Annotated in this window: 16 protein-coding genes and 1 pseudogene; 6 read left to right on the forward strand and 11 right to left on the reverse strand. The window is 57.2% G+C overall.

Annotated features, from left to right (window positions below):
- Positions 1-458: 458 nt before the first annotated feature.
- Both WS96_RS33715 and WS96_RS33720 read left to right on the forward strand, forming a co-directional pair.
- Entirely contained in the window at positions 459-1,181 is a 723-nt protein-coding gene (locus WS96_RS33715) for a DUF4436 family protein (RefSeq protein ID WP_179949951.1), read from the forward strand.
- Positions 1,182-1,290: 109 nt separating this feature from the next.
- A complete protein-coding gene (locus WS96_RS33720) occupies positions 1,291-1,866 on the forward strand; it encodes a hypothetical protein (protein ID WP_156443652.1) in 576 nt (191 codons plus the stop codon).
- A 111-nt stretch (positions 1,867-1,977) separates the two neighbouring features.
- Here WS96_RS33720 and WS96_RS17105 read toward each other — a convergent pair whose 3' ends face one another.
- Both WS96_RS17105 and WS96_RS33725 read right to left on the reverse strand, forming a co-directional pair.
- Entirely contained in the window at positions 1,978-3,060 is a 1,083-nt protein-coding gene (locus WS96_RS17105) for a type VI immunity family protein (protein WP_059834515.1), read from the reverse strand.
- Between the two features lie 124 nt (positions 3,061-3,184).
- Positions 3,185-3,547: a hypothetical protein gene (locus WS96_RS33725; RefSeq protein WP_156443653.1), complete on the reverse strand. Its 363-nt coding sequence runs from the start codon at positions 3,545-3,547 to the stop codon at positions 3,185-3,187.
- Positions 3,548-3,701: 154 nt separating this feature from the next.
- Between WS96_RS33725 and WS96_RS17110 the strand changes: the two genes are divergently transcribed.
- Positions 3,702-3,989 (forward strand): helix-turn-helix domain-containing protein, encoded by a 288-nt coding sequence (locus WS96_RS17110; RefSeq protein WP_059834517.1) that lies wholly within the window; start codon positions 3,702-3,704, stop codon positions 3,987-3,989.
- A 224-nt stretch (positions 3,990-4,213) separates the two neighbouring features.
- On the opposite strand, the gene WS96_RS17115 is transcribed toward WS96_RS17110, so the two are convergent.
- The 8 genes and pseudogenes from WS96_RS17115 to WS96_RS17145 form a co-directional block, all read right to left on the reverse strand.
- A complete protein-coding gene (locus tag WS96_RS17115) occupies positions 4,214-4,408 on the reverse strand; it encodes a hypothetical protein (protein ID WP_059834028.1) in 195 nt (64 codons plus the stop codon).
- Complete coding sequence (locus WS96_RS32530) at positions 4,405-5,508, reverse strand: hypothetical protein (RefSeq protein WP_257128011.1); 1,104 nt, start codon at positions 5,506-5,508, stop codon at positions 4,405-4,407. The genes WS96_RS17115 and WS96_RS32530 overlap by 4 nt, the downstream gene beginning before the upstream one ends.
- 120 nt (positions 5,509-5,628) lie before the next feature.
- A pseudogene (locus tag WS96_RS34900) lies at positions 5,629-6,012 on the reverse strand (hypothetical protein); the annotation flags it as partial.
- Positions 5,993-7,027 (reverse strand): TniB family NTP-binding protein, encoded by a 1,035-nt coding sequence (locus WS96_RS17125; RefSeq protein WP_175824234.1) that lies wholly within the window; start codon positions 7,025-7,027, stop codon positions 5,993-5,995. The pseudogene WS96_RS34900 and the gene WS96_RS17125, both read right to left, overlap by 20 nt.
- Positions 7,017-9,008, reverse strand: coding sequence for a Mu transposase C-terminal domain-containing protein (locus WS96_RS17130; protein ID WP_059834034.1), 1,992 nt, complete (start codon positions 9,006-9,008; stop codon positions 7,017-7,019). The genes WS96_RS17125 and WS96_RS17130 overlap by 11 nt, the downstream gene beginning before the upstream one ends.
- On the reverse strand, positions 9,005-9,643 hold the full coding sequence (locus WS96_RS17135) for a TnsA endonuclease N-terminal domain-containing protein (RefSeq protein ID WP_082720283.1): 639 nt from the start codon (positions 9,641-9,643) through the stop codon (positions 9,005-9,007). Before WS96_RS17135 ends, WS96_RS17130 begins: the two co-directional genes overlap by 4 nt.
- A 225-nt stretch (positions 9,644-9,868) precedes the next feature.
- The gene (locus WS96_RS17140; protein ID WP_063906183.1) at positions 9,869-10,294 is read right to left on the reverse strand and encodes a helix-turn-helix domain-containing protein; all 426 of its coding nucleotides are present in this window, start codon (positions 10,292-10,294) and stop codon (positions 9,869-9,871) included.
- Positions 10,295-10,725: 431 nt separating this feature from the next.
- Positions 10,726-13,383, reverse strand: coding sequence for an AAA family ATPase (locus tag WS96_RS17145; protein WP_156443654.1), 2,658 nt, complete (start codon positions 13,381-13,383; stop codon positions 10,726-10,728).
- A 279-nt stretch (positions 13,384-13,662) separates the two neighbouring features.
- Here WS96_RS17145 and WS96_RS17150 point away from each other — a divergent pair, with 279 nt between their 5' ends.
- From WS96_RS17150 to WS96_RS17160, 3 genes are all read left to right on the forward strand, one after another.
- Positions 13,663-14,373 (forward strand): PadR family transcriptional regulator, encoded by a 711-nt coding sequence (locus WS96_RS17150; RefSeq protein WP_059827881.1) that lies wholly within the window; start codon positions 13,663-13,665, stop codon positions 14,371-14,373.
- 38 nt (positions 14,374-14,411) lie between these two features.
- Entirely contained in the window at positions 14,412-15,233 is an 822-nt protein-coding gene (locus WS96_RS17155) for a siderophore-interacting protein (protein ID WP_059834522.1), read from the forward strand.
- A gap of 154 nt (positions 15,234-15,387) precedes the next feature.
- Positions 15,388-15,621 carry a hypothetical protein gene (locus WS96_RS17160; protein WP_034205794.1) on the forward strand — a complete coding sequence of 78 codons (234 nt, stop codon included), beginning with the start codon at positions 15,388-15,390 and terminating at the stop codon, positions 15,619-15,621.
- Between the two features lie 24 nt (positions 15,622-15,645).
- Here WS96_RS17160 and WS96_RS17165 read toward each other — a convergent pair whose 3' ends face one another.
- Complete coding sequence (locus WS96_RS17165; protein ID WP_059834040.1) at positions 15,646-16,227, reverse strand: undecaprenyl-diphosphatase; 582 nt, start codon at positions 16,225-16,227, stop codon at positions 15,646-15,648.
- Positions 16,228-16,608 lie beyond the last annotated feature (381 nt).

Below are 16,608 nucleotides of genomic sequence, written 5' to 3' on the forward strand. Positions count from 1 at the left end.
ACGGCGCACCGAAAAATTAGCGCACATTGCATTGATTAAAATCGATCTCAGATGTACGATAATTTCGACGAATGCTTAAGCGAATTTTTCCACACCCATCCTTGTAGGCTCCACTATCGCGAGGAGGAAACGCTGGAGAAAGTAAGCGATGAATTGCCGGCTCGCCCCTGACTCCACATCGCATTTCGGGGCAGGGAAGATAACATTGAAGCACCCAGCAGAAATTTTGGAACGTCGAATTCCACAATTATCCTGACCGCATGAAAGTAAATTTTGGGAAGATTTTTTCCATTTTCACACTAGTATCCTTTATTTTTTCTGTCGCGGGATATCTACTGTGGGCCCCGACCGACGTATTCGATACACACGGACGAGACAAGTGTCGCGCGAGCTCATCTCCAGAAGGCAGCGGACAAGTGCATCTGCATATCGAGGGGGGATCGGGTGGAAAATTCCGTATGAAAGGTTCGGTGTATGTTCCGGTCTGGCTGTGGCCGAAAGCCGCCCCCGAGTCGCTGAGAGGATGGGCCAGCCTTCCCGCGATGTCAGAAGACGGAAATATACATTTTGCCGGGCTACCGGTATCCATTTCCCGTCCAGTCGAAACCAGGCTTGGTTCGATCGCGGTTTATCAGATGGATATCGAAGAACGATCTATCGGCATCGGATCCCTTCGAAATTACCCTTTCGACCAATATTGGGTGGGCATAAAATCGGCACAATTGAATCTGCAAACGCAGTCTGGACAACCAGTCGCAAGTGTCCCGTTGGAGCTAAGTGTTCGCTTCGATGGCGAGTCTGGATGGGACGCACGACGCGACATCGGCGTGGATGATGCGACACCAGCACGCTTCGATATCTTCACAAGTCAGAGCAATCAATCCTCTGGGATGCGTTCCTGTGGATTTACCATCAAGCGAAGCTTCTGGTATATCGGGTTCGTTTTTTCGTTGCTTGCCATCTCGGCCACGCCTGTCTTATACGTCTGGCGTCGACCGCAGGAACCAGCCGGACTGGAACTCATCGCGGCGATTCTTGGTATGGCGACCCTGCGATCCTACCTGATTGGCCCACCACCGTCTGTTGGAAGTCTATTGCCCTTCGATTTTATCTTGGCGTTAGTTATTATCGCGGTCGCTTTTATTCCGCTCTGGAAGCGCAGCCCCCATGGACCGAAATGACCGCCTCTCAACGTCAGCGCACAAGCACCGAAGCGGATAGCACACGTCCTTTCGCATCGGTCACGATTTTCGTAACTTGCAACTACATTTTGATTTTTTTGGAGAACCGATGGAACCTATTTATCTGACTGCATTCGCCGGCGTAGCCGGGGCCATTTTGGCCCTTGTCGGCGTTTTCATCACGAGCCGAACCCAAACAATCAACCTAGATATCAATAATCAATTTCAACTCGCACTTGCCAAGGAAAAATCCAGAATCGATCTACTGACGAAATCCAATGAAACTGCAGCCATTCAACTAGCCACTGCACATAAACTTCTGAGTCATATAGCTCGAGAATTCTCCATAACTGGACTCAACATCATGTGGAGCGCATCAATGTCTGTTGACGAATTCAATGGAAAATATTTTTCATTATGCGAGAAAGCCGACGAAATCAGAATGATCGTTGATTTTCATGCGTCCGAAGCCTCTGAGGCTTGCAGTGAAATGTACGGTCAGATGAATATTTTTTGGGGAAATTTTCGCCAAGTCCTGCACCTCACCGAGATGGGCGAAAAAGTGGATCACAATACTCGATGCTTTCAAAAGGCACATGACGCGGCGATGGAAATCGAAAAAAAGGCGGCTTTCGCAAAAAGCCGATTACGACAAAGCGTTGAATCGCATCGAGTTGCTGCCTAAACTCAGACCCTTGTCAGTTGGTCACCAAGTGTGCTCGGACCGGCTGTCCACACTCGAGTTGATGCCCCCCGTAGATCGCAGCCTCGCTTAGGCTGAAAGGAACAAGGGAAATTAACCTCGGTGGAAGATCTCGTTGTTTTCAGATAACTTGGGCGTCTGGAGAATGGCTATTTGGGCACTCTGCAGCAGTTCGTCGCTTACTTCGTAACGGCGTAGCCATTCGGTCGTCGACTTGGCGGTATTGTAGGTCGCCGCCTCTCCGCTCACAGAACCGTGTTGCAACGCATCGAGGTCATTCGTCCGGATCATGCGCAATGCGTGATCGAGCACAATATAGGCAGGTGGTACAACGGGCGGTTGACTGTCGACGTCGGAAGCTCCTGAATCAGGTATGACTCCGGCACGGACCACAATACCGTGGCCGTAGTCTCCGATCGCGAACCATTCCTGAGGCAACTCGGAGCGCAGTCGCGAGAGGCCGCCCACGGCGTCGAGCATCGATTGATCAATGGCAGTCAGCCAATCCACCGTTTTTATCTTCCCCTGCAGTTGACGCGTTGCGAGGTCGCTCGGCACGCCCACATCGAGGCCTGGCAACATGCGCGAGATCAAATATTCGGTGGATTCGTTCTGATTGACGCTCGTGGGCGAGAGATTGACCGCGAAACCTGCGTGTCCGTGAGCCGCGCCAAGTCGACTCGCCGCGTCAAAGAAGAGCTTCACGAACGCGTCAGGATTCGACAGTACGTTAGCCGACGGCCAGGAAAATGACAACGCGTTGAATCCTCGGTTTCCGGCCTTTTCCTGCCGCTGCCGCAGACCTACCACGGAGAACCGATAGAGGCTCGCGTCAGTCGGCTCTTTACCCCCGACGTAGTCGAAGTCAAAACGATCCTCAGGCGTCAATAAAGTGGCAAGCACTGCTATTGGCTTCGCCATCGTGATCGCCTGTGCGGCCTTACCGTTATTCCAGACAAACGTTAACTTGTCGGGTACAGCCTGGACATACTGTTCAAAGCACTCGGCAATCGCGGCACGCACGGACGTGTCGTAGGCGCGCTCGAAATACAGCGCAGCACGTACGACGAGCGCTGCGCCGATGCCACCTGTCGCGTACCGAGGTTCGAGCAAGCCGTTGGCGATAAGGGCCAGATCTTGATTTTCCTTGGCCAGATCGAAGAAGTTTTTGTCGATGATTCTGTGCAATTTCGGTCGCGTGATCTATTGGCCACGTGTACGTCGATCTTGATCTTTTCGCACACAAACGACCTGTGCGTTAAATCCTCTATATTCAATTCCTGCCCACACCCAATTAAGGCTACTTGCACGGGAAACGCGTGGACAAGGCATGCAAATAATCAAGGCTGATCAATTGAAAAACATTGGTTCCAGGCGGAGGATTGTTAACCACCGACATCGCACCTGGTGCATTCAACAGATAATCATCCAGGATCGATAGCTTGTTTTTCATATCCAGATCGACACTTGATGGCAAGCAAAACACTCCCTTTCTGGGGTCTTTTGTCAAGGATTCGTTTACTGCATAGAATCCGTCGGTGACACCGGTTAGCCAATACTTGAATTCCAGTGAATCTTTGAAATTCTGATAATGCTTCCAATCTACCGCATTCACGGCGCCTGTTACGGCGAGTGCGATGAGCCCAACACAGATCCTTTTCATCGTATTCCCGAATTCTGCGATTGTCAGTGGTCGACTCACCTAGCATGACCCGCAAGCTGTCGACGCCTCCGTCGTTCCTCGCTTCGACCATGCCAGACGTTATGTGATGCAAACACCGTGGATGCTAACGCATCATATCGGAACCATAGTGGGCATGCCAGCCCCGCTCAAAGGTCCCGATCCAAATCAACGACTTGTGTCGTTGCGGGATGTGCTCGCCTTCAACGTGCGCGCGGTTCGGGTCAAAAACTCGCTGAGTCAAGAACAACTCGGATTCGCAGCAGAGCTCGATCGAACATTCATCAGCCAAGTGGAACGGGCGCGGATCAATGTCTCGCTTGACAATATTGAGCGCCTAGCCGATGCGTTGGGCGTGGCGGCCCACATTTTGCTGCAACGTCCCGACCCCAGCCCTATCGCGAAGACCCAGAAGGTCGAATAGAGATGCCATCCGCGCAAAGGAACGTTGCCTACGCCGGTGAAGGCGGCGGCGCACCTTAATCAAGCTCCATTTGCCTGGGCGTCCATCTGGTTCGGGCGACGCTGTTGCAGTGAACCGCCACACCACCTCCCGCGGCTTGAGGAAAGCCTTCTGCGCTATCTCCTGGATCGTTGCGACACGCCCGAAACAAGTGCCGCGCCGCAAAGAATCCACATTCGGGTCGATCAGCCGAAGCTTGCCGCTGGCGACGATCCGCTCTTGACGAGCGACTGCACCGGGTTCTCGAAGCCGGCCCAAGCCGCCATCACGACGATCCCACCAACGCGGCCCCACCGTACGTCGAGCTTCTCGAAATCTGCTGTCTGCGTGTTGGGGCTGACGAGGATGACGGTGACGGACGTGGGTGAAACTGCCTTCACGATGACGTCGATATCGTCCGGTTTGGTGGCGCCAGCGCGGGAAGCGCGTTGGCGCCTGCCTGCGAATATGCCTTCAGCCGTGTCAGCGAGCCCTCAAGCTTGATTCTTTCCAGCGCCTCTCGAGAAAACAGCCATCCAGTGAACCCTGGCTTACCCTTGAGCACGGCCTCCGGCTTCATCTCGCCACGGAGAATCATCCGAAAGAGATGCTCGATCATCTCATTACGCCAAGCACACGATCGAAGTACCCGTGCCAACGCTACATGTTCGGCACCCTCATAGTCGATGACCGGCAAATCCTCGGCAAGCTTGAGTAGCTTTTCGATACTGGATCTCAATACCTGCACTTGTTCTCCTTTGTGAAACTGTACGGTATCTCCTTGAGCCTCCGGAAAAAGGAGCGGGAGCAACACGATCTGCCGTCGAATCGATATCCCAAGATTCCGCAACGCCTTGATGCCTGCCTGCTCATGCAAGATCTGTCGAATCTTGGGTAGGTCTTCGCGCCGCACAGCCAGCAACATCCTCTCGCTTTGAGATGGCCGATATTTGACCTCGATTAGCCCCTTCTCGGCCAACTCCTTGAGCTTCCCCTCCCTCATATTGAGTTCACGAGCCGCATGTGCGGCCCACATCCAAGGCAATCGAGACGCAATGGCGTCTACAGGGGAGTTTTTTCGATCCAGCGAAGGCCACGGCCAATGATCAACGAGATACTGTAAGAAACAATCTCTCAAGAATCCGAGTTCCTGTCGTTTTTGGGTTGAAATAATATAGCTATAGACGCTGCGGAAAGTGAATGCGATGCACCCTTTCTCGTCACCTCTTTCCTTGTGCATTGCATTTAGACGCGCCAGAAACCCAGATGGCCAAGCCGATAGTGCATCAGTCGAGGGCTCAAGGACTGTGATGGCATTACTCATTTCGCGCATGAGCCATGCCTTGCTCCGACTTTCCCCCTTTCCGCTATTGGCCTGGCTACCGAAGCACACCACGAGGTCAATCATGTCATCCAACGAAAGCTCATCGAATGCTGTCGGCTCACCTCGAGAACCTGGGAGTTTGCGGGCGATCAGCGAAGCGAGTTCCGTGAACTTCATTGGTGCAGGCAACGTACACGCATCGGCAAACCTCTCACCACAATCGCAGCGAAGTAGCGCTTTCCTGGTCCACGCGATGGGTCGATGACACGCACCACATCGATCAATCAGCCAGCATCGATGCTTGGTACATGCTAGATATGGACGCAATTCCCACTCTGCCGCCCAAAGCGACTGTTCGCGTAAGCAAAGCGGGCAACATCGAGCCGACTTGATCAACCACGCCCTCGGCGCTGAACGACGCAAACTGATCAGGCTAGTCAAATATCGCCGCGACTCGACCGGGGGTGCGACTCTATCCCAGGACAGCGCTTGCTCAAGGACCTCACCATCAAGAACTACGCCAAGTCTGTAGAGGTGATCTAGTGATATCCCGTTGCTGATCGCGATGCGCTTCATATAGGCCGAGCTCGCCTCCCCAACCTGAATAACGGGATGCATAAGCAACCTAGGTAGGGAAGCGATTGCGGCAGACGCCGATTGCTTATAGTAATTTCGTGCCATCGCCGTTCACGTCGTGAGCGAGATACCAGAACGGCTCGTCTGTACCAACGAGGTCACGTAGTTCGGCATCTGGATGAAAGGGATTGAGTCTATGCGTCCCGCCCGACCACACCTCCTTGGTAAAAGCTTGCTCGAACAATGCGAGACTCAGCGTCGTCTTACCGCACTCCATAGCAAGAACGACCGCGCCATCGATGATCTTGGCAACGTAGTCGATCACGCCAGCGGAAGCCACATACATCCTCATTGCAAATTCCGAGGAGTGCAGGTCGGGGCAAGGCAACGGAAGGCGACTGTGCATGTACTTCAGAACGCCACCGAACTCTCGTCGATCGTCGGGAACCGTCCAGTCAAACCGACGCACTTCATGGATTGCAGAGAATCGCCGAGTTAACTGCGGATTAGCCTTCAGGACCTGAGCGCTGTTCGGCAGACCCGCTACGACCACCGTAACACCGCTGGCTTCCATAAGGTTCTTCAACCAATCGGTTGCACGGTTTGCTTCTGCGATACGTCCGGCATCCGCAAAATGTTGAAACTCATCGATGATCAGCATTTCGACTCTGCATTGCTTGAGTAGCTCCACGAGGTAAACCGTCTTATCCTCCGCCGAGCGCCTACATACCCGATCCCCGAGGGCGTCAAGGATCGCCTGTGCGAGGTTCTTGATGCTGGGTCTGGACGGTACAACGACATAGAGCACCGGAATAACGGGGCCTTCTGTCGTTTCAAACCGCTCGAATTGACTAGCATAGAACCTCAGAATCGTGGATTTCCCCGTTCCGGTGTGCCCCAACAATGCCAACGCGCGAGCCCCCGGTGAAACCGAGCGCCATTGACGATGGATCCCGGCGATCCGTCGCAACGCGTTGCAAAATCGGTCGTAGTGGATGAGTTCTTTTCGTATCGAGAATCTGACGACGAGGGCACGCGACTTCTTCGCGTCCTCAGGTAGACCAATCGTCGCGAGAAACTCAAGCGGATCTCTTTTGGTTGTCTGAGTATCAGTACGCACGAGCATCTCCTTGGTACTTAGGGTTCGGTGATCCATTCAGATCCGGCAACGGTCCGATTTCGAAGGAATCGAAGGTCTGTCGTTGCGAATCAGGGGAGCGCGAACGGCCGGTCTTACGTGAGCGACGTCGATTCTCCGATCCGTTGTCAAATACCTGTTCGCTATCCACAATATCTAGAGACGCGGCACGCTTGCGCTCTCGTAGTTTCTTCCCTCGCAACGCCTGTCGAATCATGGATTGAATCTCGGCCTTCACGCGTATCAGGTGCTCATCGCTCCACTTATTTCCATGAACGAGCCTGGTGCGTTGGCGAATCAAAAGATGCTGGTGCAAGGTCAGGCCTTCGGCATAGTTCGCGAACCGATGCGTAACGGGTACCTTGAAATAGCTTCGAGCTTCGTCGTCAAAGACGTGTATGTAGCTGACGTCATCTTCGTGGCGCTTCAACAGTACTTGCATCCTATAGTTGCGTGCCCGGCTACGCAGGACTTGAAGGTGCTCGTTGTTGTAGTACAAACCATCAAGCTCGACGCCGTAGTGCCAGACGGTTCGACTCTCCGGCAGTCCTGTCAAGATATCGAGCTGTTGCGGGTATGCCGGCAGCTCAACCCGCGTGTTCGCGATTCCTTGTTGCCATTTTTCAGCCGGCGTCATGCCTAGCGCACGATGTGGAGTATGGTGGTATTCGTCGACGATCCACTTGATGAGAATCTGCGTCAGCGTCTTTAGATCGATCGCAGCCAGCTTCTCTGATGGATAGTCTCCGCGTTCATCAACGCAAGAGAACACAGTTCCGGGCAGCTTGTGCATCACGGAGCGCTGGATCGTACCGATCACACGTTCGACGGCTCCCTTAAACTCCGGTTGCCCGGCCGGACAATAGAGCATAGAGATGCCCATCTCTCCGCACACCATCTGCACCGCATCTGCGTGAAGATCCATGCCGTTATCGACGGCAACGAGATACGGGATACCGTATCCCGGGTGCTCTCGATGCAAGCTGACGACTTTCCCCCAATCCGCCTTCGGCAAGATTGCTCGCTTGAGGCACTGAAGCACCGACTGTGCGGACGGCGCCCGGAAGCTTATATAGAAGCCAAGAATTACTCGACTGTATCGGTCGATAGCAACCGTGATCCACGGCCGGCCTAACGGCAGGTTCGTGGCCAGGTCGATCACCAGGACATCCAGAGGCGTGTGGTCGATCTCGACACGATGCAAGGGAAAATCGGCCGTGGCCATTCCCTTCACCCAGCGAGTCTTTCTATCCGCCGTGTCTTTCCCGAGACGGGCTGCGTCGACAATGTCCTGGTCGAGACTCCTCAACCATCGATAGACAGTCGACTCAACAGGGCAGGCGAGCGGTGTCTGACCAGGTCTATTCTTGTTGTATTGGTTGACCTTCTCGACAAGTCTACCGTAGACATCTTGTCCCGAGCGCTTCTGCGGGTCGAGGTATATCTCGTGAACAGCCTCCTCAAATAACATCTGGATGACATCATCGCGTCGACGCCCGCTATTCGTTCTGCGATCCGTCAGCTTGGTAACACATCGCGTGTATCGATATTGTCTCCACCAGCGCTTGATGCTGCTGACCGATGGCACCACCGTATCGCCGATCTCTGCAGCAATCTTCGCGGTCTGTTCGCGTATCCACGCGTTCGTATCCGTGAAACTGTCCGTCAGCCTCTGCATGTAAATGTGCCGACGCCGTGCACTTTGCTGATGGTGTTTCGGGAAGGTAGAGAGATCGCGTGGAACGGCCGTAAACAGCACGTTCGGATCAACATTCAGACTTTGCTCATCGAGCGACATCGTGTTGAGCAAAACCGCTTGGTAAAGTTCGTCGCGACTCATTGTGCGTGGCTCGCCCTCGTCACACTCGAGCTTCACCTTCCCGAATGCCGTCCGGCCAATGATCGTCCATCGCTTGAGTCCTTCTCGAAACACCAACCCCTTCTTGAATGTGAATCGGATCATGATTGCTCCTCCGACGCGAAGCGAAGCATGGTCGAATTCGTCAACGCGGTATCGCGGTCGAACTCCAGGCAACCTGCTGACAGCAGGCGCATGATTGTCAGTTCACTCCCGGCGATTGAAGTCGCACGGCCGAACGTCAGCGGCTGAACCTGCGCTAGACGTAGCAAAAGCTCCTCACGTTCGAATCCGTACGGCGCAGGCCGGCGGTGATAATTCAAGCGCTCAAGATTGGCAATTCTTGCTGCACCTCCGAAGTCGCGCTCGGTCAAAACCTTGAACGACTGACCTCGATGCGCGTAGTGCTGCGCGATATCTTGCAGCCGCTCACGCAGGTCAACCTGACGTAGCTTCGACGAAGGTTTGATCTCGACATGCACTGACGCTCCATTGCTCATCGTCAGCTCGAAATCGGGAAAGTACTTCCTCATTCGATCGTTGCGATCGCGATAAGTGACTTCAGTTGGTTGCTCGCGATAGCGTACGACGTCCGGCGAAAATTCGAAGTGCATGGCCGCATCGAACTCAAGCCGCGATTCACACTGTACGAGCGCGCGATTCTTGGTGGAGGGATACAAGTAGCGAACACGTCGTCCAGATCGGGTCAGCACTTTGCGCGCAGTAGTCGTCTTCTTCATGGTTCAGGCAATAGGAGATCCGCCCGCTCTTCACGCGGGTACGGATAGCACCAAATTTCGGACGTAAGTACACCCCGCCACGCGTGCTACGCGTGGTCGATGGATACAAACGGAAGGGAAGAAGGCTTGACGATATGGATCATCTGGACGAAACTACCGGCGTCAACTAGTGGTGCGTCCAGCCCACACAAGAAGCGGGGCAAGCCTTTGGGTTTGTCTCGCTTTTTACATTTTGGCGTCCTCCTTGCCTCTTCTGACCACGCGACCAACAATCGGTCGCTCCACCTCCTGGCCCATTCCTCTTCGCATTGCGATGACATCGCGAATCACGCGCACTTGCGCATCGGTCAGCCTGTCCAGGTCGTGCCAAAGCTCGCTGCAGAGACGATATACGTCGGCAGACGCCGTATGAGGAATCGTGAAGTGCCGTTGCGAGAGCAACAGGGCATCGTGCAGACTTGCGTGTTCGTCTTCCGTAAGCCGCAGACACGCTGACAGCCTGTCAACGATAGCCGGCGAAGGAGGGCCCTTCGTGCCGAGCTCAAGGGCCGAGACGTAGCTTTGCTCAAGCGCCATGGCAACTGCCAAATCCTTCTGACGGATGCCATAGCGAAGTCTGAGTGCGCGTAGTCGTTCGGAAAATGGGCTCAACGGTTCAACTCGGTGGAGAGCATCTAAGTACGCCGAGATGGTACAACATCCCGGCTCGCCAAGTCAAATGTAAGCCTTTGATTTTAAAGAAGAATCCTATACAGCCCACTATAGGATACAGAGGACCGCGCTGCCGCACCGCAGGCCCATGCGCAATGCGCGCAGTTGCGGAAACGAGCAGCATTGACGCCACCCGCGAAAGACCTACGTCGCCCCGGCACGACACATTAAGAGACCGCTTCCGACGCTCGATACTCTGTCGATCAGACGTCTCTAAACGATGGGGGCGCGATCACTCAATCGCCGTGGGTGCCAGCGCGTCATCGACCCTGCCGATCCCTGAGTCGAACCTACTGGGTCAGTTTTGGGTGCCCATCAACACATCGGTCGACAATGATTGAACTAAGCTTCCTTATTCCGACGCCGCCTGTTCAGCGGTTTGGTCGCAGCTCCAGTTCGTCTATCTGCTCAAGACTACGTATCACCAACGCCACCTGCTCCCGATCAAAATCATCTCGATCGGCCTCCTCGTGGGTCCCCTTGTTCAGGTACGTCCAGATCAAATTCGAGGGGATACCGAGGATCGCGTCCAACGCACCGAGCAGCGGCTCCTTGCTCGGGTGCACGAAGACCGGAGTATCTCGCAGCTTCCTCCGCAGGCTTTCGCATAGGGCTCTCAACGTAGGCTCATTACCTGGTCCATCAACCAATAGCGTCAGCTCACCCATGTCATGGGATTTCAGCCACTTCCAGCTCTTCTTCGCAAGCATTTCGAGCCCCTTGCGCGCGTATGAAAGCGCCTCACGTGAGTCGAAGCGAGCCAGCGCCTGTTGCGCACGCACGAGGTAGTTGGCGCTACCGACGTCCGGATGAACACGCGGATGATGATCTCCATCGTGATACATCAGCAGATATTCCTGGCAGTCCGTACGCCGTTCGCGCGGCATGCTGTTCTGGATATCCTTGATGAACTCATGACTGTGGCACGTGACCAGAATCTGCGACTCAAGGAAACGATCTCCGTCGAAGATGGTCTGCCGTATCCCATTGCGGTGATCGTGATCGATCGCGTTGATCGCATCGTCAAAGATCACAACCGGACTGCCAATGTTGATGCTTTTGGCCAGTAGGATTGCCAGCCCTAGGCAGCGCACATGCCCTTCGCTCAGGACGACCAGCGCATCAACCCGCTGTTCTGGCGCGCCTCGAAAGGCAATCTCGATTCGTTGCTCACTGGTCAATGGGAGATACAAGGCCGCGAGCTTGTCATCGTCGTGATCGAGGTGATTGAACTCGTTATACAGTTCCATCGTCAGATCGTTGAGGCCGGCAATCAACAGGCCCGGCAACTGGTCACGGAAGTGGCGTAGCTGGCGGATAAAATCGTCGTAGGCGGCCTTGATAGGCTGGTCTCGATCGATGTCCTGCCTCTCCTGCTCGGCCTCCGCGATCAGCGCAGCGTTTGCCAGCTCAAACTGTTCGACCCGTGTACGCGCTTCTAAGGCGGCGTCCACGATGATCTTTCGCTGCAATTCGCGCGCTTCGACATGGCGTTGGCATTCAAGGAGCGCATCCCGTTCCCGCACACGAGCGGACCGCTCGTCGATCTGCACTCTCGCCGCCACGTCGCGCTGCTCCATCTCGTCCACGATGGCTGCGATCTGCTCCAGCGATGGAACGACGCCTTCGCCGGCCGCATTCGATCCATAGATCTCCGTCCACCAAGTATCACCGTCTGGTTGCCTTGGGAGGCGACCAAGATACTGCCCCACCTCGGACTGCGTTCGATCCTGCCCCTCGAGGTAGCGATAGATCTGATTCAAATGCTCTCGAAGTTCCCGTGACGACTCAACCAGCGCTTCCCTCTTCGTCCTTTGGCGCTCCTGCAAATCAGCCAGATCCCGAAGTTCGTCCAGACCAATGCGCGCCTTTTCATACGGGTCGCGAACGACGCGATCAAGCGGCGTATCACATGCGGGACAATGGTCGCCTTCGCCAGCCTGCAACGCAGTGACCGCTGTATACAGGTCTTTGAAGGATACCTGGCTGCTTCTTCGCGCCAAGTCCTGGGTTGTTTGACGCAACTCCGCAGCAATTGCATCAATCGCCTCATAGGCAAGCATTAACGTCTCTCGAGTCAGCCCGATGATGCGTGCAGGCACAGCATTCAGAAGGTGATTGAGTTCCCGCAAGCGCCCAGGTGCCTCTGGCGTACCGATGATTTCCTTTAACCGCGCATAGGTCGTCCCCACCAGATAGCCCTGTGCGTAGCGTGCATCGTCCTCATCATGTCGGGCTAACGTCTGGGCTTCATCACGTGCGGTCGCCTGGTCACGAGCGATGCCTTCACGTCTGAGTCGCAACGCCGTCTGTTTGTCGCTTCGAAGAACAAGTTCAGCATCCATCTGCTCGTTGAAATGGCCGACAAAGTCGTTGAACTTGTCCATGCCAAACAACGCCGCGATGAGCTCAGTACGTTGCGCCGGCGGCCGGGCGGCCATCCGGGAGAAGGCATCAATCCGGTTTTTTTCGATAAAACTGAATCGATAGCGGTCAGCGTCGGCAATCACCGGAATGTCATCGCCATTCGCGGTCGTCGCGACGAGGCGCGGCTCAATAAAGTTGCGCGTATGGATATTCGCGAGATATCGCCGCTCGTCGATACGCTTGAGTTCCGCCTCTTCAACCGCCCCCAATAGCCCACGTTCCAGTGCCTCGCAAAGACTGGTCTTCCCGCTACCGTTTGGCCCATAGAACAGGATCACTCGTCTGCGAAGATCGAACTGCTCTTCGCGCCGGAAGCCTCTAAAGGGGCCGACGGTCAGTTCCTTGAGTCGCCGCCATGGCCATTCTTCGGCTGCTGCAGGCATATCAATCTCGGGAAGTTCAGCGGGGCTCGCCGCAAGGTGCCGGCGAGCCAAACCGGCCAAAGCTGCCGATCGCGCATTCCGTTGCCGGGCAGTGGCGGCGATCTCGTCGAAATTGGCCAACACCATATTGGCAAAGCGCTTCGCCGCCTCGTTGACACCTTGCTGCGGATCGTGGAGCCAGCGCAAAAAAAGAACATAGTCCTGCTTGGCAGAGCCCATCTTCTTATTCCCCCGAAGTCGCCGCACAAGCCCCCTGCGGCATTTTGGCTCTTACTTTAAGCCTGACTAGTCGGCCCGACCAGACAAAAACGTTGGGAAGCGCACCAACAACTATTGAATAAAAAAATCAATAGTTTTGTTCAAATTCTGCAAAAAAGGCCACCTTTTTTGCCAACCTACAACCGCCCCGCACTCCCATCCCACCCCAATAATTCCCCTTGACGCCCTATCTTTCGATATATATCTTTAGATATGTTTTACGACATATAGGACACGATCATGCGACACAACCACTTCCGCGGCCATGCCCGATGCGACGGTCATGGTGCGCATGCCCGCCCCGACTGGTTCGCCGGTCTCTGGTACGCAATCGGCCGCCACCGTCGCGGCCACGATGCGTTCGGTGGCGGCCCGTTCGGCGGCCGGGGCGGGCGCGGCGGCTTTGGCGATTTCGGCGACGACGGCATGCCGCGCGGCCGCCAGTTCAGCTCCGACGATCTCCAGCTGCTGCTGCTCGCGCTGGTGGCCGAACAGCCGAGCCACGGCTACGAACTGATCAAGGCGCTCGACACGCGCTCGAACGGTTTTTACAGCCCGAGCCCCGGCATGGTGTATCCGGCGCTCACGTATCTCGAGGAAGTCGGCTTCGTCGCGTCGCAAGCGGAAGGCAACCGCAAGCGCTATGCGCTGACCGACGCAGGCCGCGCGCATCTCGACGCGCAGCGCGAACGCGTCGACACGCTGTTCGCGCGCCTCACGCACCTCGCTCGCAAGATGGAATTCATGCGCCGCGCGTTCGCCGGCGAATCGGCGGGCAGCGAAGCGCAGGACGAGTCGCAGGCCGGCTGGCTGCCGGAATTCGTCGAGGCGCGTCTCGCCCTCAAGCGCGCGCTGCTGCACAAGAGCGCCGCCGATGCCGACGAACAGCGCCGCATCGCGGCCATCATGCGCCGCGCGACGGCCGAAATCGAGGGCGGCACCGGCGCGTGATCCGCGCCGCCGCCCCACCACTCAAGGAGAACGGATCGATGCAGAACACGTCCGAGCGCACCGTCACCCGCGTGCGCCACCCCCTCAAGTTCCGCCTGCTGCAGGTGCTGCGCGTGCATACCGTGACGCCGCATCTGCTGCGCGTCACGCTCGGCGGCGCCGACCTCGCCGATTTCGAATCCGCGTCGTTCGACGATCACGTGAAGGTCTTTTTCCCGCCGCCGGGCGCGGAGCGGCCCGCGCTGCCGACGCTCGGCACGAACGGCCCCGAGTTTCCGGAAGGCGAACCCAAGCCGGTCGCGCGCGACTTCACGCCGCGCCGCTTCGACCGCGCCACCTGCGAACTCGATCTGGAATTCGTGTTGAACCATCCGGGCCCTGCCTCGCAGTGGGCCGCACAGGCGCGCGTCGGCCAATGGCTCGGCATCGGCGGCCCGCGCGGTTCGTTCGTCGTCCCGACCGATTTCGACTGGCATCTGCTGATCGGCGACGATACGGCGCTGCCGGCCGTCGCGCGGCGTCTCGAGGAATTGCCGGCCGGTGCGCGCGCGGCGGTCGTGCTGGAAGTCGCGGATCGCACCGCGCAGATCTCGTTCGATACGCGCGCCGACGTGCATGAAATCTGGCGCTTTCGCGCCGAAGCCGACGCGGCGAACGGCGACGCGCTGCTCAATGCCGTGCGCGACCTGCCGCTGCCGTCGTCCGGCGACGGCTACGTCTGGGCGGCCGGCGAAGCGCTGTCGATGCGCGCGGTGCGTCAGCACCTGACCGGCGAACGCGGCGTCGACAAGTCGCGCATCCGCGCGGCGGCCTACTGGAAACGCGGCGCGGCGGCCGTGCACGAAACGCTGGAAGACTGACCGGAAGATGCGCGCCCGCTTGCCGGGCGGCTGAAACAATCGTGGCGCCGGCGCAGCGGCGGGCTTGGCATCGGCATCGCGGCTGGTATATATCTACGTCTGCGACGCCGCTGTCGGGCGACAGCCGCCGCAGCCCGCCCAGGAGCGCCCGGTCATGACAAAAGAAAGCCACGCTTCGCCTTTCCTTCGCCACCTGAAGATCGCCGGTTATTGCGGCCTCGCCGCAGTCGTTCTCGCGCTGTTCGTCGCGATGTGCGCGATCCTGACGGAAAGCGCCCGCGACCGCGATGCCGCGCGGCATCCGGCCGATACGCCCGAACTGCACGACGCGGGCGGCGGCCCGTCCGCCTCGGCCGAATCGGCCCGCACTGCCGGCTCGTCCGGCTGACCGCGTCCTGCCGCTTTCTTTCGCTTACGGCGCCTGCCGGCGCCCCATCACAGCCGCGTACACCGAATCGCCGAGCCGTTCGAGCAGCGCGGTCACGCGTTGCCCGTACAGGTGCGCGGCCAGCGCGCCGACCGTGCCGACCAGCACGCCGCCCGCCATGTCGAACGGCCAGTGCACGCCCGCATAGATGCGCCCCCATGCGATCGCGACGGCCATCGCGGCCATCACGAAACCGGTGACCCGCGTCGTGCCGCCGAGCAGCAGCCCGACCGCCATGCTCCACGCGAACGTCATGTGATCGCTCGGAAACGAGCTATCCGGCGCGTGCGGAATCAGCTGCGTGCCGACGCCGGCCATGAACGGGCGCGGCGAGAACCACACATGCCCGAGCAGCTGCGCGAGCACGAGCGCCACGCATACGCCCACGCCGGCTTCGATCGCCTGACGCCGCGCGGGACGCGCGCCGACGATCCAGGTCAGCAGCAGCATCGCGGGCAGCGCATAGACGAGCCAGTCGGCGGCAAAGATCGCGAGGCGGGCAACGCCCGGGTGCGGTGCACCCCCGGCATTGATGGCGGAAAAGAGGGCGAGATTGAGGTTCTGCATGAATCCGGTTGCGTGGCGCGTAAAAGATCGGCCGGTTGCCCGGCCGGATGCGAACGAATGCTAGGGCGTGGCCGCTTAAGCGATGCTTAATGCGGCAGTCGCCTGGACAAGGCCGTGCGGCGAACGCACTTAGAGCCTGCACTGCAACACAAGTTCACACAATTGTCATACTGCCGCGCGAACGTCCCCGTAAAAGCTCACCACCCCTCCCGTAAAGGCTCACCTTTTTCACATGATGGCGTCATCGATACGTGCCACCATCGCCCGGCCGGCGTGCCATCAGGCCGTTTGCATCGTTCATCTCAATATTTACGCGTCGAATTATTCGAAATCGGCAACAATTAATTCCAGATGCGGCATCGCACAACGGCAACGCACAGG

The sequence above is a fragment of the Burkholderia sp. MSMB1835 genome, assembly GCF_001526365.1.
In the GTDB taxonomy this organism is placed as follows: Bacteria; Pseudomonadota; Gammaproteobacteria; order Burkholderiales; family Burkholderiaceae; genus Burkholderia.

Coding starts and splice junctions, on each gene's coding strand:
- WS96_RS17135 (WP_082720283.1), bottom strand. CDS start 9,643: ATGAAGAAGACGACTACTGCGCGCAAAGTGCTGACCCGATCTGGACGA.
- WS96_RS32530 (WP_257128011.1), bottom strand. CDS start 5,508: ATGAAGTTCACGGAACTCGCTTCGCTGATCGCCCGCAAACTCCCAGGT.
- WS96_RS33725 (WP_156443653.1), bottom strand. CDS start 3,547: ATGAAAAGGATCTGTGTTGGGCTCATCGCACTCGCCGTAACAGGCGCC.
- WS96_RS33720 (WP_156443652.1), top strand. CDS start 1,291: ATGGAACCTATTTATCTGACTGCATTCGCCGGCGTAGCCGGGGCCATT.
- WS96_RS17150 (WP_059827881.1), top strand. CDS start 13,663: ATGCGACACAACCACTTCCGCGGCCATGCCCGATGCGACGGTCATGGT.
- WS96_RS17110 (WP_059834517.1), top strand. CDS start 3,702: ATGCCAGCCCCGCTCAAAGGTCCCGATCCAAATCAACGACTTGTGTCG.
- WS96_RS17145 (WP_156443654.1), bottom strand. CDS start 13,383: ATGGGCTCTGCCAAGCAGGACTATGTTCTTTTTTTGCGCTGGCTCCAC.
- WS96_RS33715 (WP_179949951.1), top strand. CDS start 459: ATGAAAGGTTCGGTGTATGTTCCGGTCTGGCTGTGGCCGAAAGCCGCC.
- WS96_RS17165 (WP_059834040.1), bottom strand. CDS start 16,227: ATGCAGAACCTCAATCTCGCCCTCTTTTCCGCCATCAATGCCGGGGGT.
- WS96_RS17130 (WP_059834034.1), bottom strand. CDS start 9,008: ATGATCCGATTCACATTCAAGAAGGGGTTGGTGTTTCGAGAAGGACTC.
- WS96_RS17160 (WP_034205794.1), top strand. CDS start 15,388: ATGACAAAAGAAAGCCACGCTTCGCCTTTCCTTCGCCACCTGAAGATC.
- WS96_RS17155 (WP_059834522.1), top strand. CDS start 14,412: ATGCAGAACACGTCCGAGCGCACCGTCACCCGCGTGCGCCACCCCCTC.